Source organism: Hyphobacterium sp. SN044 (assembly GCF_021864465.1).
Taxonomy (GTDB): domain Bacteria; phylum Pseudomonadota; class Alphaproteobacteria; order Caulobacterales; family Maricaulaceae; genus Hyphobacterium.
Genome location: NZ_JAKKUV010000010.1, coordinates 25,789 through 48,362, shown reverse-complemented (window position 1 = coordinate 48,362; position 22,574 = coordinate 25,789). Strand labels below are relative to the sequence as shown.

Sequence of the window (22,574 nt, the reverse complement as noted above, 5' to 3'; positions counted from 1 at the left end):
CCAGTTTCGCCGGAGCTCTGGATTCCCGCCTTCGCGGGAATGACGTATGACAGCAGTTGATCTAGCATCGCACCATGAAAAGCGCGCTTGCGGCTTCCGCTATCTCTCTGATCGCCATGTGGGGCGTTTGGCAAGTCTGGTCGGCTCAACATGAGACCGCGCGTTCCGCTACATTGGAGTATGAGGCTCGGTGCAGGATTTACGCGGTCGCACTGCGGCACCTGGTCAATGAGGACGAACTGATCGGACCTTATCCGGATGAATCGCCGCCCGAAAACATTGCTCCAGAGCAAATCCGTACCGGTCCGGGATTTTATCTGATCGAACAGGATGAGGGCGACGGCCAAAGCGGTAATTGTTTTGACCACATGGAGAATGTCGACTTTGCCAGAATCACGGCCGGAGGGTGGCGTGCACTCACGACGCAGTGGGAACTGGCCAGCACGCACGACAACGGGAATTTCGCGAAGCTGATACGCTGGCGTGTCGGCAACCGGGCGCCGGTCCTGACACTGGGTCCACTTTTTGGTCCCGCCGATGCGAACAGTTTTGATCCGTTTGAACAAGATCGGATCGAACTCTCTTTCTTCGTGGGCGCGATGTACGAGTGCGATTCTCCGCGCGTGATACTTGAGCGAATTGATGGTCATTGGGTCGTCGTGGCTGTCGAACATGGAGGTCCGGTTTGCTGAACACCAGCCAGCCGACCGGGGTGGGGGCCTGATCGCTACGACTTCTGACGCTCCCCGGTTTCGCGTAGCGAAGACCGGGGTCAATTCTGGATCCCGGATCGGCTCCTGCCCCCGCGGAGGCGGGGGTCGCCGTCCGGGAAACGTCAGAATTTTTCGGCTACAATGGCCGACATTGAAGGTCCCTGACTCCGGCGATGGCCTGTTCTCCCTCCATTGAATTCCCGGACGCGCCTCAGCGCGATCCGGGATCTCGAACCGGTGAGGCGCAATGGCACCCGCGAGGGTGCAGCCCACTCCGGCTCCACCCCTGCTCCCGGACCGGTCCAGGTCCCCGCTTTCGCGGGGAATTCAACAAGTGAAAGAAGCGACGCTCACCCCACCCCGCTCCCGTCTTGCTTAAGGCAAGCCGCTCGCGTCCCTCCCCTTCAAGGGGAGGGGAAATGGAACGACGCCCTTTGCCTCTCCTCCCGACTCCCCGCTAGTGTCGCGGCAACGGGGAGAGGCGCATGGATAACTGGATCATTCTGGGCACGCTCGCGGCCTACAAGCTGATGCTGCTGGGCGTCGGCCTCTGGGCGTCCAATCGCAACAAGAGCGAAAGCGACTTCTTCCTCGGCGGGCGCGGGCTCGGGCCGTGGGTGGCAGGCCTCTCCTATGCCGCCTCCACCTCCTCGGCCTGGGTGCTGCTCGGCGTCTCCGGCTTCATCTACACGACCGGCCTGTCCGCCCTGTGGATGATCCCGGGCATCCTGATGGGCTATGTCGTCGTCTGGGTCTGGCTCGGGCCGCGCATCCGCGCCGAAACCGAGGCACGCGGCCACGTCACCATGACCGACTACATGGCCGCGGGCGCGAAAGGCGCGATGCGCAAGGCCATCGCCCTGTGGAGCGCTCTCCTCGTCCTGTTCTGCTTCATCTTCTACATTGCCGCGCAATTCGGCGCGGCGGCCATCGCCTTCGAAAGCCAGTTCGGCCTCGGACATTTCGAGAGCGTCGCCATCGGCGCGGCGGTCATCCTGATCTATTCCCTGATGGGCGGCTTCTGGGCGGTCAGCGTGACCGACACGATTCAGGGCGCGCTGATGGCGATCATCGCCATCGCCCTGCCGGTCGCGGCGCTGCTGGCCGCGGGCGGCCCCGGTGAGGTCATCGCCACCCTGTCAGCCAGCGAACCCTCCGCCTTCCTGTCCTGGACCGGCGAACGCCCGGCCTTCCTCTTTCTCGGCTTTGCCATGGGGATTGCCAGCATCGGCCTCGGCACATTCGGCCAACCCCACCTCATCGCCCGCCTGATGGCGGTCAAGGACGACGCGGCGCGCAAGCGCGGCTTCGCCATCGCCATGGGCTGGGCGGTGATCGTCTATGCCGGCATGTCGACCCTCGCCCTGTCGGGCCGCGCCCTGCTCGGCGGCGGACAGGAGGGCGAGGCGATGTTCTACACCCTCGCCGCGGAGCTTTTCCCGCCCGTTCTGGCCGGGCTCGTGATCGCGGCGGTTCTCTCAGCCGTCATGTCCACGGTCGACAGCCTGCTGATCGCAACGTCCGCTGCCGTCGCGCACGACATGGGCGTGGCACGGGCTATGCCGGGCCGGGAGGTGCTGATCTCGAGGGTGGTGATGACGGCGCTCTGCGTCCTCGCCGTGGTGCTGGCAATGACGCTGCCGGCCAGCATCTTCTCGCGCGTGCTGTTCAGCTGGTCGGCGCTGGGCGCGGCCTTTGGCCCGATCCTGTTTGCCCGGGTCGCGGGCGTGGAGCCGAAGCCGGCGGCGATCCTGCTGGCCATCACGGCGGGCTTCTTCACCACCGTCCTGTTTTACATCTACGGCCAGATCGGCGGCGACAGCCTGCTGGCCCGGCTCGCCGCGCTGCCGGGCGATCCGTTCGAGCGGATCTTCCCCTGGCTGGTGCCGCTCATCCTCGTCTTCACCTGGCGTCAGTCGCGCCGGGCGGAATTGTCCCCGGATTCGTGATCCAGCCGGTCTTTGGACAACACCTCGCCCAGCGTCTGGGTCAGGGACCGCGCGCGGCTGATATAGTTCTGGTTCCGGAACACGTCCGGATTGTCTTTCCAGTGCTCGAACAGATCGTTCAGACCGGCCTCGTCATGCTCGCGGAAGCGCGCCTTCATCCGCTCGGCCTGGTCGCGCGAAATACCCAGCGCTTCGAGCGCGTGCCCGGCGGCCTCCAGTGAGGAGAAGAAGGTTTCCCGGATCACCACGTCCGCGCCGGCTTCGCACAGGCGGTAATTGCTGACCCGATCGGTCGCCCGGGCGATGACGGTCGCGTCGGGGCGGATTTTCTTCACATGCTCGATGATGGCGATGGACTTGTCCGCGTCGGCGAGGGTGACCACGACCACCTTTGCCTTCTCCAGCCCGGCCGCGTGCAGCAGTTCGGGGCGTGACGCATCGCCGTAATAGGCCTTCACGCCGAATTTCTTCAGGAGCTCGATCTGCGGCGCGGAGTGATCGAGCACGACGGTGGAAAACCCGCTGGCCGTCAGCATGCGTTGCACGATCTGACCGAACCGCCCGAGACCGGCGATGATTGCGGTACCTTCCTCGTCGATCGTGTCGGGCTCGCGGTCGACCTCCTGCTCACGGCGCTTGAATTTCGGCCGCAGAAAGCGCTGCCAGACGATAAAGAGGAGCGGCGTCACCAGCATGGACAGGGTGATGGACAGCGTCAGCCGGTCCGCCAGCGCCTCGGCCAGCACGTCATTCCCGGTCGCGAAGGTCAGCAGCACGAAGCCGAATTCGCCCGCCTGCGCCAGTCCGAGCGCGGCGAGCCAGCGATCGGTCGGCGGCAGTTTGAACATCAGCGCCACCCCGGTGATCACCGCGATCTTCAACGCGATCAGCCCCGCAGCGATCCCCACCACGGTGAGAGGTTCTTGCGCCAGCATGGCGAAGTCGACGCCGGCCCCGACCGTGATGAAGAAGAGGCCGAGCAAGAGGCCCTTGAACGGGTCGATATCGCTTTCGAGCTCGTGGCGGAATTCGCTGTCGGCCAGCACCACGCCGGCGAGGAAGGCCCCGAGCGCGGGCGACAGGCCGACCATCGTCATCAGCCAGGAAATGCCGATCACGATCAGCAGCGCGGCGGCGGTGAACATCTCGCGCAGCCGCGTGTTCGCGATGATGCGCAGCAATGGACGCACGCCGTAGCGGCCCGCAATGATCACCGCCGCGACGGCCGCGACGATCATCCCCGCCTGCATCCAGCCGGGCATGTCGTGGATCGCGCTCTCGGCATGGACCTCTTCGCTGGGAAAGCCGCCCGGCACCATCAGCAGCGGCAGGATGGCAAGGATCGGAATGACGGCGACGTCCTGGAACAGGAGAATGGCGAAGCTGGCGCGTCCGCCCTCCGTCTTCATCAGCGCCTTTTCCTCCAGCGTCTTCAGGACGATGGCGGTCGAGGACAGCGACAGGATCAGGCCGACGGCGATCGAGGCCCGCCATTCGAGGCCAATGACCAGACACGCCCCGGCGATCAGCGCGGCGGTGATCAGCACCTGCGCGCCGCCAAGACCGAGCAATCGCGTCCGCATCTGCCAGAGCAGTTTGGGGGACAGTTCGAGGCCGATGATGAACAGCATCATCACCACGCCGAATTCAGCGAAGTGCAGCAGCGTTTCGGCGTCGATGCCGATGGCGGGCAGGACCGGCGACAGCGCGATCCCGGCGAGCAGATAGCCGAGGACGGAGCCGAGCCCGAGCCGGTTGGCGATCGGCACGGCGATCACGCCCGCGATCAGGAAGGCCAGCGCCTGCCCGAGAAATCCGTCCATGATGCCGCCTCCGAAACCCCGCCCAATCTAGGGAGCGCCGGACGGAACGCAAAGGTGCAGTTTCCCCCCGCCCCGGCCCTCCCCTCAAGGGGAGGGAGCCTGTCGTACGCCAACATCAATTCCCTCTCTTTGAGGGGCGGGTCGGGGTGGGGTGACGCAGAGAACTCAGGCGCGCGACAATTCCCGGCGGCGGAAGACGGTCGGGCTCATCCCTGTGGCATCGCGGAACGCCCGGTTGAAGCTGGCGATCGAACCATAGCCGAGATCGAAGGCGACCTGAACGATCTGGCGGCGCGATTCCTCCGGATCGGCGAGGATGGTCTTGGCATCGGCGATCCGCGCCTCGTTCAGGAAGCTGGAGAAATTCCGGTAGCCCAGCCCCTGATTGATCAGGCGCCTGAGGCGATGCTCGGTCGTGCCGACGATCGTGGCCAGTTCGCCGACAGTCAGGCCGGGCTGGCGATAGCGCCCGTCCTTCATTTCCTGCTACAGCCGGGCGATGATCGGGCGGTCCTCCGGCGCGATGCCGCCCATCACGTTTTCCGCCTCACCGATCGGCGTCGCGGTCTGGGGCGGGGCGAAAATGTCTTCGCGGGCCTTGAGCGCCCACAGCCCGAACGACAGTGCGATCACGAAGGCAACGGCGGCTTCGATTCGCGAATAGATGGCCAGCACCGCGTCCGGCGCGTCGGTCAGCTTCATCACCACCATGGTGATCGACAGTATGCCGACCGCGAGGCTGAAGAAGACCCGGAAACCGCGCCGGTGCACGACCAGATCGTCCGCCATGTGCCGGATGGCCAGCGTGATCGTGTGCACCATGAAAAACAGGATGAATCCGGCGCCGATCAGTTCCGCCGCTGCGGCGGGCAGCGTGCCGGGCATCGTTCGTACGAAGAAATGCGACAGCCCAACGGGCAGGACCGGCCACAGGCAGTGGATCCGCCAGCAGAAGCGGTCGTTGAACAGCGCAAGAGCGAACCAGTAGAAGAACACCGCTTCGAGGTCGCCGAGCGGCAGGATCGCGAACCGTGCCGCGCCCATCGCTTCAATGAGGAAGGGCGGATGACTGATCAGATAGGCGCCTGCACCAAGTGCGAACAGCGCGCCGAGGCGCGCCGTGTTCGAGCGTCCGCTCATCAACAGGCCCGCCGCCGTCAGGAGGCAGAGGGCGGCAGAACCGGCCCGCAGCGCGGTTTCGATCAGATCGGCGGTGTCCATTCCGGGCAATTTACTCCTGCAGCCGGAAGATGTGCCAGAAAATTGCGCCGGCCCGCCGTTCGCCTCTCAGGGCTCGCGGACGGCAGGCCGGCGCGGAAGCGTCAGTCCCGCGCGGCATAGAGCCGTGGGATCACGGGCTGACGTGAGTCGGTGCGCTCGGCGTGAATCTGGACGAGCTGGGGCGCATCGAAGTCCGCAATCGCGCGGTCCATCGTGTCGGCGGTGCAGACACGGACGCGGTATTCCGACCAGATGCCCGGCGCATTGTCGGCGAGACAGACCGCGCGGGCGGCCTCGTGCAACCGGTCATAGGCGGCCGCAACACCGGCGGGGGTGGCAAGGGCTGCCCGGTCGATGGTGACGTCCTGGGCAGCGGGGGTTTCAGCGGCGAATTGAAGGGACGCCGCAAGGATCAGGGAGGAGAGCATGTTCGACCTCTTCGGGTTCGTGGAACGCCCCGATGTGAGCGCCGATTTCCGGGCTGCATCTCCGCGAATTCGAAATTGCGCAGCGATTTTTCGGCTCTGAGCGAAGCTTTTCGGAATTGAGGAGGGTGTGGGGCGGCGTTGATCCGCCCTCCCCCTTGAGGCTTCGACCCGTCCCATCGGGCGAAACGCTCCAGTGGAGCGTTTCGAGGGGAGAAGGGCCGGGAGGCTGCGCGTCAGCCAGCCGACCGGGGTGGGGGTGCCTTGCAGGATCGCTCACCCCACCCCGCTCCCGTCCTTCTTACGAAGGCCGTTCGCGTCCCTCCCCTTCAAGGGGAGGGAGTTCAACGAGCCGGCCTCTTTCCACACAAACCCGGGGTTTACAGCACATAACGATATCTTTATACGCTGATGTGCGCCGATTTGATCGTCAGCTTGCGGGCGCGGAAGAAATGCGGCTAAAGCGGCGATGGGCAGGGGAAACCCTTCCCGTCCGGACCCGTGCGGGTCCGGATCGCTGCCATCGGCGTGCCGTATCGCTTCCGCTCAACATGCGGAATCCGACCGATGTCACTCTCCCTTCTTGTCCCCACGCCAACCGCTTCTACCGTCTATCCGCGCGTTCTTCCCGAGCGTCCGATGCGCGCCGTGCTGCTCGGATGCGGCACGGTCGGCGGCGGGGTGCTCGACGGTCTGCGCAATGGCTTTCCAGGCGATGTGACCGTCGAAGCCGTTCTCGTCTCGCGCCACCGCAGGGGCCGTGCGCCCGGCCGTTTCTTCACCGAGGCCGACAGCGTCTTCGCCACAGGCCCTCGCCTCGTCATCGACTGCCTGCCCGATGGTGAACTGGCCGAACGTCTTCTGGAGCTGGCGCTTCAATCCGGGGCCGACATTGTCTCTGCGAACAAGGCGGTGATCGCGCGCCGCCCCGACTTCGCGGCGCGGGCAAGGGAGCGCGGGCAGATCCTGCGCTACTCCGCCGCAGTCGGCGGTGAGTTGCCCGTGCTGGAGACGATCTCACGGATTCGCGGCGAGGGCCGGGCCATCCTGTCGGTCGCGGGCGTGGTCAACGGAACGTCGAACTTCGTACTCGATCGTCTCGCCGAGGGAGCAAGCCTCGACACCGCGATCCGCGCCGCGCAGGCGCTGGGTTTCGCCGAATCCGATCCTTCGGCCGATCTGGAAGGCCGGGATGCGGCTGCGAAACTGACCCTGATCGCGCGGGCGGCCTTCGGGGCCGATCCGGACTGTGTCAGCCTCGAAGCCATCGACGCCGAAACCCAGGAACGCGTTCGCGAAGCTGCGGCCTGCGGCTATCGTCTGCGCCAGGTTGCAACGCTCAAGGCAGGCGCGAACGGGATCGAGGCCAGCATCGCCTTGACGCCGCGCGCGCCGGGCGATCCGCTGGGCGATGTGCGCGACGAGGAGAATGCGGTGCGGATTTCCTGTGAGCGTGGTGACACGATCCTGCTGACCGGACGCGGTGCGGGCCGGGACGCGACCGCGCATTCCGTCCTGTCCGATATCGGGGCCGTCATCGAAGCGCGCTGCGGCCAGAGATTCGGTCAATGAGCCGCGCCCGCGCCATCGAGGGGCGAATAGAGGGTCCGGCCGGCGCACCAGCCGTGCTGGTGCTCGGCGGGATATCCTCGGGCAAGACTCTGACCGGCGAGAATGGCTGGTGGCCCGGCGTGGCGTGTCCGGGCGGCGCGCTCGATCCGGCACGCTTCCGCCTGATCTCCGCGGACTTCCTCAATACCGGTGCCGAGGGCTTCCCCGCGGCCGGGGAGCAGGCAAGGGCGATTCTGGGGCTGATCGCGGGTTGGGAGATCGGCTGCTTCCACATTGTCGGCGCCTCCTATGGTGGAAGTGTCGGGCTGGCCATTGCGCAGGCCGCGCCGGAACGGGTGTCGGGCGTGACCTGTATCAGTGCCGCGCATCGCGCCGACCCGCTGGCAACGGCCTGGCGTTCGATCCAGCGCGAGATCGCTGAATTCGGTTTGCGCTGTGGAGACGGGGCGGGGGCGCTCGACCTCGCCCGGCGACTGGCGATGACGACCTATCGCACACGCGACGAACTGCGCCTGCGCTTCCGCGACCCGGCCCCGGGCACGCGCGACGCCAAAGGCGTGACGGCCTGGCTTGAAGCCGCAGGCGCGAAATACGCGGGGAAGACGTCACCGCAACACTTTCTCGCCCTGTCGCGCGCGCTCGACGCGGTCGATCTCGACCCGTCGGCGATCACGGTGCCGGTCCACTACATCGCTGTCGAGGACGATCTCCTCGTCCCGCTCGCCGACATGGAAGAGGCTGACGGGCGAACGCCGGATTCCCGGCTCACCGTGATCCGCTCTATCTACGGTCATGACGCTTTCCTGAAGGAGGTCGAGGCGATGAACGCGCTGATCGCTGCGGACCTGGAGGGCCTCGCATGACCGGTTTCGCCACGCGCGCCGCGCGCGCCGGGATCAATCGCGATCCGGCCCACCGGGCCGTGACCGCGCCGATCCACCTCTCTTCGGCCTATGCCCGCGCGACGCCGGAGCTCGCGCCCGACTTCGACTATGCGCGTACCGCGCATCCCGGCCGCGCCCTGTTCGAGGAAGCCGTCGCGGATCTGGAAGGCGGTATCGGAGCAATCGCGACCGCGTCCGGCATGGCCGCGATCGATCTCCTGCTGAACGACCTGCGGCACGGTGCACGGATCGTCGCGCCGGTCGATGCCTATGGCGGAACCCGGCGCCTGCTCGACGCACGGGCCGCCGGCGGGCGCTTCGACGCGCGTTATGTACGGTGCTGGGAAAAAGGGGAGGTCGCTGCGGCTCTGGAAGGTGGGGCTGAACTCCTCCTCCTCGAAACCCCGTCCAACCCGCTCCTGCGGATCACCGACATCCAGGCGGCGGCCCGGCTCGGCAAGGCGGCCGGAGCCTTGGTCGCGGTCGACAACACGCTGCTGTCACCGGCGCTTCAGCGCCCGCTCGCGCTCGGAGCGGATTGCGTCATCCATTCCGCGACCAAGCTGATCAATGGCCATTCCGACATGGTCGGCGGGGCGCTCGTCGAAACCGATGCAGGACGGCTGGACCGTCACCGCTGGTGGGCGAATGCCGCCGGAACCGGGCTCGCAGGTTTCGACGCCTTCCTGGCCCTGCGCGGTCTCCGCACCCTGCCAGTGCGGGCCCGCACACAGTCGGCTTCGGCGTTGCAGATCGCGGAATGGCTTGCGGCCCGGCCTGAAGTGGCGGCGGTGCACTACCCCGGCCTGAAGGACCATCCGGGCCATGCGATGGCCGCACGACAACAATCGGGCTTCGGCGTCATCCTCAGCCTCGAACTCACGCCGGACCGGGATGCGCGCGGCTTCGCGAAGGCATTGAAGCTGTTCACGCTCGCCCAGTCGCTGGGCGGGGTGGAGAGCCTTGTCAGCCTGCCGGCGCTGATGACCCATGCCGCGATGACCTCCGAGGCGCGCGCCGACGCCGGTATATCGGACCGGCTCATTCGCCTGTCGGCCGGACTGGAAGACACCGCCGACCTGATCGCCGATCTCGAGGCCGCGCTGACGGCGTCCGCGACGACGTGACCCCTTGCTGAAAGCCCTCTTGCCGTCCTAGCTGAAATCGACTTGCATCTGCAGCGGCATTGCCGACGGGGCATGGGCATGACACTCGAAGAACTCGCGCGCGGCCAGATCGCGCGCGTCACCGGCTTTCGAAGCGAGGACGCCGGGCTTGAACCCAAGCTTCGCGAGATCGGGTTCGCCGAGGACGATGAAGTCGAGATCGTGCATTTCGGCCCGCTGATGGCGCGCCCGGTCTGCGTGCGCCTGAACCGGACGCTGATCGCGCTGCGCCGCAACGAGGCCGCCGCCATCGAGGTTTCCATCGGCTGATGTCGGCACTCAGACTCGCCCTCGTTGGTGCGCCGAATTCCGGCAAGTCCACACTGTTCAACGGCCTGACCGGCGGCACCGCCAAGGTCGCCAATTATTCCGGCGTCACGGTCGAGACCCGCTCCGGCGTCTTCGAGACCGCCTCCGGCGAGCAGATCGAACTGATCGACCTGCCGGGCATCTACGGTATCAACGCCCGCTCGACGGATGAGCGGATCGCGGTCGACATGATTTCCGGCCGCCTGCCCGGCGTGGCCGCGCCCGATGCCATCCTCGTCCTGATCGATGCCGCAACGCTGCGCACGCATTTGCACACCGTGCTGCAGATGAAAGCCTTCGGCCGGCCGATGATCGTCGTCCTGAACATGATCGATCTCGCCGAGCGCGACGGGCTGGAACTCGACGTGGCGAAACTCGAAGCCGCGCTGGGCGTGCCGGTCGTCACGGCCCGCGCCACCCGCGCGCCGGGCCGCGCCGCGCTGATGGAGCGTCTCGCGGACGAAGCGCCAAGATGGGTGCGCAACACGTCCGGCGCACCGCTGACCATCCCGCAGCTGGACCTGAAGGCGCTGCAGACCGACGCGCGGCGGATCGCCCGCGAAGTCACGTTGCACGAGCCCGCGGCGAACAAGTTCACGCGGTCGGTGGACAATATCGTCCTCAACCCGTTCGCCGGGCCGCTCATCCTGGCGGCCATTCTCTTCCTGATGTTCCAGGCCGTCTTCACCTGGGCGACGCCCTATATGGACGGGATCGAATGGCTCGCCGGTTCACTCGGCGCGGCCGTCTCGGCGGCGCTGCCGGAGGGATTGCTGCAGAGCCTGATCGTCGACGGCATCATCGCCGGCGTCGGCAGTGTGGTCGTCTTCCTGCCGCAGATCGTCATCCTCTTCACCTTCATCCTGCTTCTCGAGGCCTCGGGCTACATGACCCGCGCGGCCTTCCTGATGGACGAGCTGATGCTGCGCGTCGGGCTGAACGGGCGGGCCTTCATTCCGCTTCTGTCGAGCTTTGCCTGCGCCATCCCCGGCATCATGTCAGCGCGCACGATCGAGAACGAGCGCGACCGGCTGACGACCATTCTCGTCGCCCCGCTGATGACCTGCTCGGCCCGCCTGCCGGTCTACACGCTGATGATCGCGGCCTTCATCCCGAACCAGACCGTCTGGGGCTTCGTCGGCCTGCAGGGCCTTGTCATGTTCGGCCTCTACCTCGCCGGCGTGGTCAGCGCCGTGCTCGTCGCCTTCGTGCTGAAGCGCACGGTCACGCGCGGCGCGGCTCAGTCGCTGATCATGGAATTGCCGACTTACAAGATGCCGAATGCCCGCGACTTCTTCCTTGGCCTGTGGATGCGGATCGCCGCCTTCCTGAAGCGTGCCGGCACGATCATCTTCGCGGTTTCGGTCATCCTCTGGGTGCTGACCACCTTCCCGCTCGGCGCGGACGGCCTGCGCCAGACGATCGCCGGACGGATCGGCTCCGTCCTCGAACCCGTCCTTGCGCCGATCGGTTTCAATCTGGAGATCGCCATCGCGCTGATCCCGGGCCTCGCCGCGCGCGAAGTCGCGGTCGGCGCGCTGGGCACGGTCTATGCCGTGCAGGGCGGAGAGGAAAACACCGAAGGCCTCGCCGCCGTGCTGCAGACTGCCTGGTCGATGCCCACTGCGCTCGCCTTCCTCGCCTGGTACGTCTTCGCCCCGCAATGCCTGGCGACGCTGGCCGCCGCGCGGCGCGAGACCAACTCCTGGACCTGGACCGGCTTCATGTTCGGCTATCTCTTCGTGCTGGCCTGGCTGGCGGCCGGGGCGACCTATCACATCGCGCGTTTCGCAGGCCTCTGATCCGGTTTTTCTTGATCGGCGAACACCGTTCACTACCATCCCCGAAAACATAACATTCCGGGGAGGAATTCGATGTCCGAACGCCGTTCGGCCCCGCCGCGCGAAGCGGTGGAAAAGGCCGTCATGCATATCGTCCAGAACGAGCCGCTCTTCGCGGTCGGTGTGGAAGAGATCAGAGGCGTTCCCCATCGGGTCTTCAAGAATGCGCCGCCCGATCTGCGCGGCCTGATCGCGATCTGCGAAAGCCATGGCGACCGGACCGGCGTGGTGCTCGGCGACCAGCGCTGGAGCTTTGCGGAACTGGCGCGCAACGCCCGCACCTTCGGCGCGGGTCTGGCGGCGAAACTCGGCGTGAAGAAGGGCGACATGGTGGCCCTCGCCATGCGCAATTCACCCGAATGGATGGCCGCCTATCTGGGCATCGCCTCGATCGGCGCGGTCGTCGTACCGCTCAATGGCTGGTGGACCGAGGAGGAGATGGGGTTCGCGCTCGGCCACTGCGGCGCGAAATTTGTGATCTGCGACCCCGAACAGGGCGCACGCATCGTGCCGTCGAAAGCGAAGCTCGGATTCACGCTGATCGCCGCGCGCGGAGAACTGGACGGGTCGGACGACCACTATGACGCCGTGTTCGAGGCCGGCCGCGGCGTCGCGCCGCCGGCGGTCGCCATCGCGCCGGACGACGATCTGGCCATCATGTACACATCGGGTTCGACGGGTCATCCCAAGGGCGTGATCCTGACCCACCGGGCGGCCTGGTCGACGCTCCTGTCCTTCGCCCTCCTGGTCACGGCGACCAAGGCGACGCCGGAAGGGGCGAACCTCTTCCCCGAAAACCCGTCGATACTGGTCACGCTGCCCTTCTTCCACGTCACCGGGTCGCATCCGGTTTTCATGCTGTCCCTGCTGGCCGGGCGCACGCTGGTGCTGATGCACAAATGGTCGCCGAGCGAGGCTGCGCGGCTGATCGAGGCGGAGAAGATCACCAATTTCGTCGGCGTCCCGACCATGTCGCATGAGCTGATGCTGGCGGCGCGCGAGGGCGGCTATTCTCTGGACAGCCTGACGGATATCGGGTCGGGCGGCGCCAAACGCCCCGCCGCTCAGGTCGCCGAACTGGCCAAGCAGTTTCCCGGCGCCTGGTCGAGTTCCGGCTATGGCCTGACGGAATCGAGCGCGCTCGGCACTTACAATGGCATGACGGACTATCAGGCGCGCCCGGGTGCGGCCGGCCGGGTCATCCCGCCGGTGACCGAGCTTCGCGTCGTGCTGGAAGACGGCACCGACGCCCCGCTGGGCGAAGTTGGTGAAGTCTGGATCCGCACGCCGGGCAATTTCCGCGGCTATCTCGGCCAGCCCGAAGAGACCGCCAAGGCGCTGACGCCGGACGGCTGGCTGCGCACCGGCGATCTCGGCACGCTGGACGAGGAAGGCTTCCTCACCATCGTCGACCGGCTGAAGGACATGATCGTGCGCGGCGGCGAAAATGTCGCCTGCCTTGAAGTCGAGGCCGCCTTGCTCCGCCACCCCGAAATCCGCGAGGCGGCGGTATTCTCCGTACCCGACGAACGGCTCGGCGAAGCCGTCGGCGCGGCAATTGTCGTTGCTCCGGGTACGGAGCTTGAAACCGGCGATATCCTCGCCTTCCTCAAGCCGCATTTGGCTGCTTTCAAAAGGCCCGACCACATCTGGATCCGCACCTCCAAACTGCCCAGGACGGGTACGGAAAAGCTCGACAAGCGCGCGATCCGGAAGCTGTGCCTGGAAGGCGATGCATAACAGGCACTTGGGATCGGATGTCCGTTTACCAACTGATCAAATCTTTCAGTTCAGGCTTGCGCGGTGCCGATTCGACCGATTCAGTTTCCACTGCATCCGGCAATCATCGGATGCTTCTGCCGCGCTCCGCGCGTAACGTAAGGTAACGCCTATATGACGATCGAAACCGCCCTTCGTGCCCGTTCCGAAGAGATATTGCGCTCCTGGCGCACGCTCGACTGGACGAGTGCCTTCTCCGCCGTGATCTATCCCGCGCTCGGTGTGCTGACCCTGGTGGTCGCCCTGGCGCTGGGCTTCGCGCTGGAGAGCATCCACCTGCACTGGTGGTATGCCCCGCTCGCCATCCTGACGACCGCCGCCGCGGTCTTCGTGTGCAATATGGGCATCGGCCCGCTGCACCGGATCTGGCAACACCGCGCCGGTCATCTCTCGACGCCCGTTCAGGTCATTGTCGCGATCAACTGCATCATCGCGATGCAGGGCAAGCTGAAGGACTGGGTGAACTATCACTCCCAGCATCACCGCCATGCCGACGAGCCGGGCGACCCGCACAATCCTTCCGAAGGAAAGTTCTGGGCCTGGATTGGCTGGATATTGTGGCGCGACAAGCAGGACATGGACCGTCCGATGGCGCGCTGGCTGTCCCGTTTCAAGGTCGTCGAATGGGCCGACAGGAACCACCTCTGGCTCTCGGCCGTGGTGCACCTCGTCGCGCCGCTGATGGTCTACGCCCTGTTCGCCCTGCTCGGCTGGCCGCTGGTTCTCGCCGCCATCCTGCACGCCTCCGCCGTGATCGGCCGGGCGATGCAATTCCACGCCACGACGCTGGGCGTGAACGTGTTCGGCCACATGAAGACGCCGAAATGGTTCGCCTACACGCTGGCCCTCCTGACCGGCGGCGAGGCGTTGCACGGCCATCACCACGACTTCCCGCGTTCGGCCCTGAACCTGCCGCGCAAGGGCATCTGGAACCGGATCGTCGACTATAACGGCACGGTGCTTCTGATCCTGTCGAAGCTGCGCCTGGCGCGCGACCTCGTCATCGCGCCTCAGTTCGAACCGGCGCCGATTCCGGCCGAAGCCCGCTAGGGGCACGGCTTACAGTGCTGAAAGGCCGTCCGGTTCTCGCCGGGCGGCCTTTTTCGTGCGCGGCAGGGCATTCTGACCGCATCGTCATGGGTGTTGCCGCATTTTCGCCCGTCCGGTCTGAAATCCGCAGGGCCTGAATTCGAAACCCTTTTGCGCGGGATGCGTATAGTTTGCGTCTGATGAAGTCTTCCGGTCTCGCCATCCTGATTGCCGCCGGACTGGCTGCGCCTGTCTGGGCGGAGCCGGTGGCCCGGATTCGCGGCGTCGACGATGCCGATCTGCGCGAGCAATTGCTCGACGTGGTCGGCGAGACACCCCATGCCCCGGCCGGCCCGCGCGAGGCTCGTCAGCGCGCGGAGGAAGGCGCCGCCCGCGTCCGCCGCGCACTCCGCTCCTTCGGCTATTACGGGGGCAGGGCAACCGCCGTCGTGCTCGATGGCGACGGACGGTTGCGACCCGCCGTCCGCGTCGAACCCGGCCCGCGCTTCACCTTCTCCAGCGTCAATCTCGACCTGTCCCGGCCCGTCACACGCGAAGCGTCGGACCGCACCCGCGCGGCGTTCACGCTCAGCGAAGGCGATCCGGTCGACGCGCAATCCATCCTCGCCGCCGAACACGAGGCGGTGGTTACCTTGCGGGCCGAAGGCTATCCCGATGCCGAGGCGGGTGAGCGGGAGATCGTCGTCGATCACGCCACGACCTCGGCGCGCGGGCAATTCGTCATCGAACCGGGTCCCTTTGCGCGCTTCGGAGAGATCGCGACACCGGGCGAGACCGTGCTGCGCCCGGGCTACGTCCGCCGTCTCGCTCCCTTCGAGCCGGGCGACCCCGCAGCGCCGGACGCGCTGATCGAATTCGCCGACCGTCTGTCGGGCCTGCCGGGTGTGCAGCGCGCCGAGGTCCGGCTTGGCGAGACGGTCGACGGCGAGGAAGCGCGGACCGTCATCGTCGAGATGGAGGCCGCTCCGCGCCACCAGCTCGAATTGGGGGCTGGCTATTCCACGACCGAAGGGGCGGGCGTCGAAGGGGAATGGACCCGCCGCAACATGTTCGGCGGCGCGGAATCCCTGACCCTTATAGCCAGGCTCGCAACGCTCGACAGCCTCGCCGGAGCGCGCCTCGAATTCCCCAACTGGCAGCGCTACGACCAGACGCTGACCCTCACCGCCGAGGCCGAAGTCGAGCGTACCGACGCCTACGACCGCGAAGCCTTCACGCTCGGGGCTGGTCTTCGCCGCGCCATCTCAGACGAACTCGCGGCAACGCTCGGCGCACAAATCGAGACCGCGCGCGTCGTGGAAGCCAGCGGCGTCGCCCGGACACGGGCCGGCGACCTCCAGCTCGCGACCGTCTCGCTGGGTGCGATCTGGGACCGCCGCAATAACCCGCTCGACCCGCAGCGCGGCTTCACGCTCGAAGGCGTCGTCATGCCCGCCGCCGTCTTCGATGACGGCTTCACGACCTTCTACACCACGCGTGTCGCCGCGACGGGCTACTACCCCGTGTCCGATGATGTCGTGCTGGCGGGCCGCGTCCGCCTCGGCACGATTCTCAATGTCGATGCCGCGGAAATCCCCGCCGACCGGCGCTTCTATGCCGGCGGCGGCGGGTCGGCGCGTGGCTTCGAATACCAGTCGCTAAGCCCGCTCGGGCCCACCGGGCAGCCCTTCGGCGGCACCTCGCTGGTGGAAACCAGCGTCGAGGTGCGCTGGCGCCAATCCGACACGCTCGGCTTCGCCGCCTTCGTCGACAGCGCCGCCGCCGGGCCGGACACCATGCCCGACTTCAGGGCAATGCGCGCCGCAGTCGGTATCGGCGTTCGCTACTACACCGGCTTCGGACCGATCCGCCTCGACCTGGCCACGCCGCTCGACCGGCGCGGCGGCGAAGACCCGGTCAGCGTCTATATCTCGATCGGCCAGGCCTTCTGAGCATGGCCGCAACGTCCAAAAAGCTGCGCGCGGGATTGATCTGGGCCGCCGTCATCCTCGGCGGGCTGATCGTTCTGCTTGCCGGTCTCCGCCTGCTGATTGCGACCCCGGCAGGAACCGGGCTGGTCGCAAGCCAGCTCGACGGACGGGAAATCCCCGGTATCGGCCGGATCGAGATCGAGGGGCTGGAAGGCGATCTGCTCTCCCGCGTCCGGCTCGATGAGCTGACGATCACGGACGAGGAGGGCGTTTGGCTGGAACTGCGCGATCTCACCCTCGACTGGCGGCCGCTGCGCTACCTGACCGGCGGCGGGATCGTGATCCGTGATCTGGATGCCGGTTTCGGCCGGCTCGGCCGCCTGCCGCAAGGGGGCGGTGGCGGCGGAGACGGAAGCCCCTCCCTGCCCGAAGCCCGGATCGACCGCCTCAACCTCGATCGTTTTGAACTCGGCGAAGGGATTGCCGGGCCGGAGATCGCCTTAACAGCGAACTCCAGCCTCGACATCGGGGCACGCGGAGCCGTGGATTTCGAGGCAAGGTTCGAACGGATCGACGCGCCGGGCGATGTCGCAACCGCCACCTTTACCAGGGCCAATGATGGCCGCATGTCCGCTACGTTCGATGTCGAAGGCGCGCCCGACGGCCCGATCGCCAGTCTCATGCGCATCCCGGGCCATGCCATCGCGATGGACGCCAATCTGTCGGGCACGCCGCAGGACGGGTCGGGTGATGCCGACATAAGGCTCGACGGCGCGGAGATCGGCGAAGCCCGCCTGCAATGGGTGGACGCCGAGCTGACCGTCCGCGCCCGCTTCGCGGCGCAGGACTGGCCCGGCCGCTGGGTGCGACGCATCCTCGGCGGCGAAACGCAAGGCGAGGCGGTGATCGACCTGTCGGGCCGCCGTCCGCAGCTGGTCTCGCTCAATGCCGATGCCGGTCCGACCCATGCCGAGATCACACCGTCCGGCGAGGCTTGGGCCATCCTTCTCGAAACCGATGGCGCGCAGATCGCGCGCTGGAGCGGCGAGCCGCTCGAGGCGGTGCGCGTGACATTCGACGGCGTCGGGGACCTGTCCGGTGACCGCACGATCCACGGCGACATCTCGGCCGAAGGCGTCGCCTATCGCGGCTTTTCCGCTGAAACGCTGACCGGATTTGCCGCGGTCGAAGGACCGGTGTCAGAGCTGCGGATCGAGTTTGCCGCCGATCTGACGGGGGCGGGCTATCCCGAACGCCGTCTCGCCGCGACGCTGGGGCCAACTCCGCATCTCGAAGGCGTCGTCCGGCGTGATCCGGACGGCCGCAACTGGTTCCTTGAAGACCTCGTCGCCGAGGGCAATGGCAACCGGGCCGAGGCCGCCGGCGATGTCCGCCTCGCCGGCCGGACCTATGGCCTGTCCGGTGAGGTCAGCCTGACCCGGCTCGGCGGCCTGCTGGAGGGGCTGTCCGGTAACGCCAGTGCCCGTGTCGAGCTCGATGGCGGCTTTGACGGCGCTCTGGCCGTCACGCTGGACGGCCAGGCGCGCGATCTCGCCGGACCGGACGTGATCGCGCAGCTTGGCGACCGGGCGGATCTGCGCGGCACGCTGACCCGCACCGCGTCGGGCCGCTACGGCATCGAGGGTCTGCGCGTTCGGTCCGACGGGCTGACCGCGGAAGGACGCATCGACTTCACCTCCGGCAATGCCTGGCGCGCCGACGCGGAGGCGACTGCGCGCCGCGATCTCGGCTTCGGCCCGGTCTCGCTGGCCGCCGGAACCACCGCCACCGTCACCGCCGCGCCGCAGGAGGGCCAGACCGTCTGGCGGGTCGAAGCCGGCGGAGGCCGCGTCACCGCGGGACCTGTCGACATGACGGCGCCGAGGCTGGTGATCGACGGGCGGGGCGGTCCGGACGATCTCAGCGCCGATATCCGCTTTACCGCCTCAACCGACCAGGGCGAGCTCGACCTGACCGGCGCGGTCGCGCGCTCCGGCGAGGGCTGGGCGCTGCGCAGCCTGTCGGGCGAGGCGGGTCCGGTGGTGTTGAGTGGTCAGGGACGGTATGGCCCCGCCGGTCCTTCCGGCCGGATCGAGGGCCGCTACGAGAATGGCCCCGGCAGCGTCGTTGCGGTCGCCGATTTCGGCGAGACCGGCAGTTCACGGATTTCGATCGGTATCGATGCGCGGAGTTTCCAATGGGCCGATGGCCGGGTCGACCGGGTGCGCCTCAACGCCCAGGGCACGCTCGACGCGATGGACATCACGCTGCAGTCGACAGGCTTCTACGCCTCGGCCTGGACGGTGAACGGCGAAGGCCGCTTCGTCCGCGGCGATGAGGGGATGGCGATATCTTTCTCCCCGTCGGGCGAATGGGGCGATGTCGAACTCGCGACCGTCAACCGCCTGGTCTACGCGATGCCCTCGGACGGGCCGCCGCGCTTCTCCGGGGCCTGGCGGCTGAATGAGGGCGTCTTCGCGCTGCAGTGGCAGGGCGGCGAGACGCCGAACGCCGAACTTGACCTGTCTGACGTGCCCATCGGCCTGATCTCGCTCTACCGCGAGCGCACGCCGGCCGAGGGGACGATCTCGGGCGGCATCGTCTATCGCCGTACGCTCGCCGGACCGGAGATTGAGGCCGACCTTCGCGGCGAAGGCCTGCGTCCGCCCGGCGCGGACGAAGACTCCAGCCTGACCGCCCGCCTGTCCGGCACGCTGGTCGACGGGCTGGCCCGCGCCATCCTCGAAGCCGAGGGCGATGACCTCGTTGCCGCGGCACGCATCGAGGCGGATTTCGGCGCGCTGGCGACGCTCGCGGAAATCCCCGACCGCATGGACACGGCGATCGAGGGCGAGGCGCATCTCAGCGGCGCGATCGGCCCGCTGGCGGCCTTCCACCTGCCGGAGAACCACCAGCTGTCGGGCAATGTCGTCGGCGATGCACGCTTCACCGGTACGATCGGCGCACCGGATTTCTCCGGCACGCTGAACGGCAGCGACATCGGCTACCGGGAAATCCGGCAGGGCGTGAATGTCCGCAATGGCGAGATCACCGCGACCTTCTCCGGTGAAGGGCTGGAGATCGATACGCTGACGGCCAGCGATGGCGGCCGCGGCACGCTGACCGGCAGTGGCAGCCTGTCGCTGGCCGGCGCGCGGCCCGAAGGCGAATTCCAGCTCGACTTCCACAATTTCACCGCGCTCGCCCGCAGCGACCTTCAGGCCACGGCCACCGGCAATGTCACGATCGCGATACGTCCGGAGGACACGATCCTGGTCACGGGTGAAACCCGGCTGGACCGGGTCGAGGCGCGCATCCCGGAGGGCGGCCGTGCCTCCATCGTCGAGATCGATGTGACCGAAGTGAACGCCCCGCCCGGTCACCGGATCGTCGCCCGCCGCCAGCCGTCTCCGGTCGAGCTGGACTACCGGGTCCGGGCGTCCCGCCGGATTTTCGTGCGCGGTCCCGGCTTCGACACCGAATGGAGCGCCGACATCCGGGTCACGGGGCGCGCAGACGCGCCGCGGCTCAATGGCAATGCGCGGCTCGAGAGCGGCACGGTCGACTTCGCCGGGCGGCCCTTCGAATTCGAGAGCGGCCGCATCCGCTTCGATGGCGAACCGGCCGACGCCCGGCTCGACATCGTCGCCGTGCGCACCGATGACAGCCTGACCGCCCGGATTCACGTGACGGGCCGGGTCACCGCTCCGGAAATCCGCCTAACGTCCAGCCCGCAACTGCCCGAGGATGAAATCCTGTCGCGCATCCTGTTTGGCCGTTCGGCCACCGAATTGTCGCCGCTTGAAGCGGCCCAGCTTGCCTCGACCCTGTCGGGCGCGGCGACCGGTGTCGGCGGCTTCGGCGCATTCGACCGGCTGCGCGCAGCGATCGGTATCGACCGTCTGTCCGTGCGCACCGGCGAGGACGGTCCGATCGTCACCGGCGGACGCTATATCGATGACGACGTCTATCTCGAGATCGAATCCGGGGGAGGCTCTGCCGAGACGGCGGCGCGGATCGAATGGGAGATTCGCCCCAATGTGACGCTGATCTCACGCCTGACCGGCGACGCCGGCGCGTCCATCGCCGTGCGCTGGCGGACGGAATACTAGGACGTGCCCCGATTTCTTTCGAATCCGCCTTCGATTCCGCCGCAAATATGGTTAACGTGCCGACCGAGCAGGGAAGTCCGATCGTGAACCAGGGGGGGCATGCGGCGATTTCCGGTCATTTGCGTTTTGTGTCTGGCGCTCGGACTGACCTCCGCGGCGCACGCCCAGATTCGCGGTGAACTCGCCCCCATCGGCACGGCCGAATTCTATGCGGAGCGGCAGGACGCGCCGGCCTGGAATGCCTCGGCTTACGACGAACTCGTCACCGCCGTCGGCGAGGCCTGGATGCACGGACTGCCGCCAGAGCGCTATGGTCATGCGCGCCTGGCCGATCCCTCTCTATCGCCCGGCCTGCGCGACCGGCTCGCGACCGATGCCTGGCTCGCCCTCGCCGGCGATCTCTATTACGGCCTCGTCGACCCCCGTTCGGTTGAACCCGAATGGACGCTCGACAAGCCTTCGGTCGATCTGGTCGACCGGCTCCGCACGGCGCTCGCGACCGGCGAGATAAGGCAAAGCCTTGAAGCGCTGGCCCCGGCCTTTCCCGAATACGCCGCCCTGCGCCGCGAACGCATCCTGCTCGGCGTCGAGGCGCGCGCCAGTGCACCGATCGGCGAGGGCGAGGATCTGACGCTCGAAAGCCAGGGCGACCGGGTCGACCTTTTGCGCCAGCGCCTCGCCGAGATCGACCCGTCTCTGGCGCTGGTCCCGGCGGGCCGTCCCTTCGACGCGGCACTGGAGCGCGCGGTCCGGCAATTCCAGCGCGACGCGCGTCTTGAGCCGACCGGCATTGTCAGCGCGCTGACGCAAGAGACGCTCGACCGCACGCCGGATGAGCGCGCCGCCCAGCTCGCGATCAACATGGAACGCTGGCGCTGGCTGCCCGCCGATCTCGGCCGCCGCCATATCCGCGTGAATGTCGCCGACTACCGGCTCGAGGCCTGGGAAAACGGCGAGCGCGTGGCGAGCCACGAGGCGATGGCGGGCCGCACCAGCGCCGCCACGCCGTCCTTTTCCGCGACCATGACCTATCTGGTCTTCAATCCGTGGTGGGAAACACCGACCAGCCTCGGGCGGGGCACGCTGCGGTCCATCCAGCGCAATCCGGACTATGCGCGCTGGGCCGGATATCAGGTGGTCGACCGGTCGGGCTATGCCGTCGATCCGCACACGATCGACTGGACGAACCGGACCCTTTCGGACTTCCGCGTGCGCCAGCGCCCGGGCGCGAACAATGCGCTGGGAGAGGTGAAATTCATGTTCCCCAACCGGCACAATATCTACATCCACGACACGCCGGAGCGGGACAATTTTGACGTCACCAACCGCCGCGCCGTGTCGTCCGGCTGTGTGCGGGTTCAGGACCCGTTCGACCTCGCCGAATGGATTCTCGAGGGCCAGGAAGGCTGGGACCGTGCCGCGATCGAGGAGGTGACGGCAGGGTCACGCGCGACACGGGTCAATATCGACGACCCGGTCGAGGTGCACATACTCTACTACACTGCGGCCCCCGGCGAGTATGGCCGCGTGCGCTATCTCGACGACATCTATGGCCGCGACCGGCAAGTGTTGCGCGCCTTCGAAGACGGGCTCGCCCTGTCACCCGCCGAGACTGAGCGTGCCCGGCTCCAGGTGTCGGCCCCGGCGGATATACCTGTGGCCCTGTCTCCCGTGCCCGGCTATCCCCGCGCGGCGATGCGCCACTGACGCCGGCTTCGCCTTTTGACCAATCGCAGCTATATGCGCAGTTCAGGCGACGGACCGAGCATGTCCGGCGCGTTCGGGTCATGCGGGACATGACGCAAGCGGTTGGAAGATAG

The 22,574-nt window shown here is 67.2% G+C and carries 16 protein-coding genes; 12 read left to right on the top strand and 4 right to left on the bottom strand.

Going from position 1 to position 22,574, the window contains the following annotated elements:
* The first annotated feature begins 74 nt into the window (after positions 1–74).
* Together L5876_RS12540 and L5876_RS12535 are read left to right on the top strand one after the other, a co-directional pair.
* Complete coding sequence (locus L5876_RS12540) at positions 75–692, top strand: hypothetical protein (protein ID WP_236956698.1); 618 nt, start codon at positions 75–77, stop codon at positions 690–692.
* A 506-nt stretch (positions 693–1,198) separates the two neighbouring features.
* Positions 1,199–2,662 (top strand): sodium/proline symporter, encoded by a 1,464-nt coding sequence (locus L5876_RS12535; protein WP_236956697.1) that lies wholly within the window; start codon positions 1,199–1,201, stop codon positions 2,660–2,662.
* On the opposite strand, the gene L5876_RS12530 is transcribed toward L5876_RS12535, so the two are convergent.
* The 4 genes from L5876_RS12530 to L5876_RS12515 all read right to left on the bottom strand — a co-directional run bounded on the left by L5876_RS12530 (position 2,626) and on the right by L5876_RS12515 (position 6,134).
* Positions 2,626–4,485 (bottom strand): monovalent cation:proton antiporter-2 (CPA2) family protein, encoded by a 1,860-nt coding sequence (locus L5876_RS12530; protein WP_236956696.1) that lies wholly within the window; start codon positions 4,483–4,485, stop codon positions 2,626–2,628. The genes L5876_RS12535 and L5876_RS12530 overlap by 37 nt on opposite strands.
* A gap of 165 nt (positions 4,486–4,650) precedes the next feature.
* Positions 4,651–4,965, bottom strand: a complete 315-nt coding sequence (locus tag L5876_RS12525; protein WP_236956695.1) for an AraC family transcriptional regulator — start codon at positions 4,963–4,965, stop codon at positions 4,651–4,653.
* Between the two features lie 6 nt (positions 4,966–4,971).
* The gene (locus L5876_RS12520) at positions 4,972–5,706 is read right to left on the bottom strand and encodes a hypothetical protein (protein ID WP_236956694.1); all 735 of its coding nucleotides are present in this window, start codon (positions 5,704–5,706) and stop codon (positions 4,972–4,974) included.
* 101 nt (positions 5,707–5,807) lie between these two features.
* Positions 5,808–6,134 (bottom strand): UrcA family protein, encoded by a 327-nt coding sequence (locus tag L5876_RS12515; RefSeq protein WP_236956693.1) that lies wholly within the window; start codon positions 6,132–6,134, stop codon positions 5,808–5,810.
* Positions 6,135–6,698: 564 nt separating this feature from the next.
* Between L5876_RS12515 and L5876_RS12510 the strand changes: the two genes are divergently transcribed.
* The 10 genes from L5876_RS12510 (at position 6,699) to L5876_RS12465 (ending at position 22,461) form a co-directional block, all read left to right on the top strand.
* Positions 6,699–7,703: a homoserine dehydrogenase gene (locus tag L5876_RS12510; RefSeq protein ID WP_236956692.1), complete on the top strand. Its 1,005-nt coding sequence runs from the start codon at positions 6,699–6,701 to the stop codon at positions 7,701–7,703.
* Entirely contained in the window at positions 7,700–8,566 is an 867-nt protein-coding gene (locus L5876_RS12505) for an alpha/beta fold hydrolase (protein WP_236956691.1), read from the top strand. Before L5876_RS12510 ends, L5876_RS12505 begins: the two co-directional genes overlap by 4 nt.
* The gene (locus L5876_RS12500; RefSeq protein ID WP_236956690.1) at positions 8,563–9,714 is read left to right on the top strand and encodes a PLP-dependent aspartate aminotransferase family protein; all 1,152 of its coding nucleotides are present in this window, start codon (positions 8,563–8,565) and stop codon (positions 9,712–9,714) included. The genes L5876_RS12505 and L5876_RS12500 overlap by 4 nt, the downstream gene beginning before the upstream one ends.
* Before the next feature lie 78 nt (positions 9,715–9,792).
* Positions 9,793–10,023 (top strand): FeoA family protein, encoded by a 231-nt coding sequence (locus L5876_RS12495; RefSeq protein ID WP_039711550.1) that lies wholly within the window; start codon positions 9,793–9,795, stop codon positions 10,021–10,023.
* Positions 10,023–11,864: a ferrous iron transport protein B gene (feoB, locus tag L5876_RS12490; RefSeq protein WP_236956689.1), complete on the top strand. Its 1,842-nt coding sequence runs from the start codon at positions 10,023–10,025 to the stop codon at positions 11,862–11,864. The genes L5876_RS12495 and feoB overlap by 1 nt, the downstream gene beginning before the upstream one ends.
* Before the next feature lie 72 nt (positions 11,865–11,936).
* A complete protein-coding gene (locus L5876_RS12485) occupies positions 11,937–13,643 on the top strand; it encodes a class I adenylate-forming enzyme family protein (RefSeq protein ID WP_236956688.1) in 1,707 nt (568 codons plus the stop codon).
* Between the two features lie 153 nt (positions 13,644–13,796).
* A complete protein-coding gene (locus L5876_RS12480; RefSeq protein ID WP_236956687.1) occupies positions 13,797–14,732 on the top strand; it encodes a fatty acid desaturase in 936 nt (311 codons plus the stop codon).
* 179 nt (positions 14,733–14,911) lie between these two features.
* Positions 14,912–16,663: an autotransporter assembly complex family protein gene (locus L5876_RS12475; protein WP_236956761.1), complete on the top strand. Its 1,752-nt coding sequence runs from the start codon at positions 14,912–14,914 to the stop codon at positions 16,661–16,663.
* 2 nt (positions 16,664–16,665) lie between these two features.
* Entirely contained in the window at positions 16,666–20,754 is a 4,089-nt protein-coding gene (locus tag L5876_RS12470; protein WP_236956686.1) for a translocation/assembly module TamB domain-containing protein, read from the top strand.
* 99 nt (positions 20,755–20,853) lie between these two features.
* Positions 20,854–22,461, top strand: coding sequence for a murein L,D-transpeptidase (locus L5876_RS12465; RefSeq protein WP_236956685.1), 1,608 nt, complete (start codon positions 20,854–20,856; stop codon positions 22,459–22,461).
* Positions 22,462–22,574: the final 113 nt, after the last annotated feature.

Bases quoted from the DNA above. Each gene is read 5' to 3' on its own strand.
- L5876_RS12525 (WP_236956695.1), bottom strand. From the start codon at position 4,965: ATGAAGGACGGGCGCTATCGCCAGCCCGGCCTGACTGTCGGCGAACTG.
- feoB (WP_236956689.1), top strand. From the start codon at position 10,023: ATGTCGGCACTCAGACTCGCCCTCGTTGGTGCGCCGAATTCCGGCAAG.
- L5876_RS12510 (WP_236956692.1), top strand. From the start codon at position 6,699: ATGTCACTCTCCCTTCTTGTCCCCACGCCAACCGCTTCTACCGTCTAT.
- L5876_RS12530 (WP_236956696.1), bottom strand. From the start codon at position 4,485: ATGGACGGATTTCTCGGGCAGGCGCTGGCCTTCCTGATCGCGGGCGTG.
- L5876_RS12470 (WP_236956686.1), top strand. From the start codon at position 16,666: ATGGCCGCAACGTCCAAAAAGCTGCGCGCGGGATTGATCTGGGCCGCC.
- L5876_RS12520 (WP_236956694.1), bottom strand. From the start codon at position 5,706: ATGGACACCGCCGATCTGATCGAAACCGCGCTGCGGGCCGGTTCTGCC.
- L5876_RS12535 (WP_236956697.1), top strand. From the start codon at position 1,199: ATGGATAACTGGATCATTCTGGGCACGCTCGCGGCCTACAAGCTGATG.
- L5876_RS12465 (WP_236956685.1), top strand. From the start codon at position 20,854: ATGCGGCGATTTCCGGTCATTTGCGTTTTGTGTCTGGCGCTCGGACTG.
- L5876_RS12485 (WP_236956688.1), top strand. From the start codon at position 11,937: ATGTCCGAACGCCGTTCGGCCCCGCCGCGCGAAGCGGTGGAAAAGGCC.
- L5876_RS12500 (WP_236956690.1), top strand. From the start codon at position 8,563: ATGACCGGTTTCGCCACGCGCGCCGCGCGCGCCGGGATCAATCGCGAT.
- L5876_RS12495 (WP_039711550.1), top strand. From the start codon at position 9,793: ATGACACTCGAAGAACTCGCGCGCGGCCAGATCGCGCGCGTCACCGGC.
- L5876_RS12480 (WP_236956687.1), top strand. From the start codon at position 13,797: ATGACGATCGAAACCGCCCTTCGTGCCCGTTCCGAAGAGATATTGCGC.
- L5876_RS12475 (WP_236956761.1), top strand. From the start codon at position 14,912: ATGAAGTCTTCCGGTCTCGCCATCCTGATTGCCGCCGGACTGGCTGCG.
- L5876_RS12540 (WP_236956698.1), top strand. From the start codon at position 75: ATGAAAAGCGCGCTTGCGGCTTCCGCTATCTCTCTGATCGCCATGTGG.
- L5876_RS12515 (WP_236956693.1), bottom strand. From the start codon at position 6,134: ATGCTCTCCTCCCTGATCCTTGCGGCGTCCCTTCAATTCGCCGCTGAA.
- L5876_RS12505 (WP_236956691.1), top strand. From the start codon at position 7,700: ATGAGCCGCGCCCGCGCCATCGAGGGGCGAATAGAGGGTCCGGCCGGC.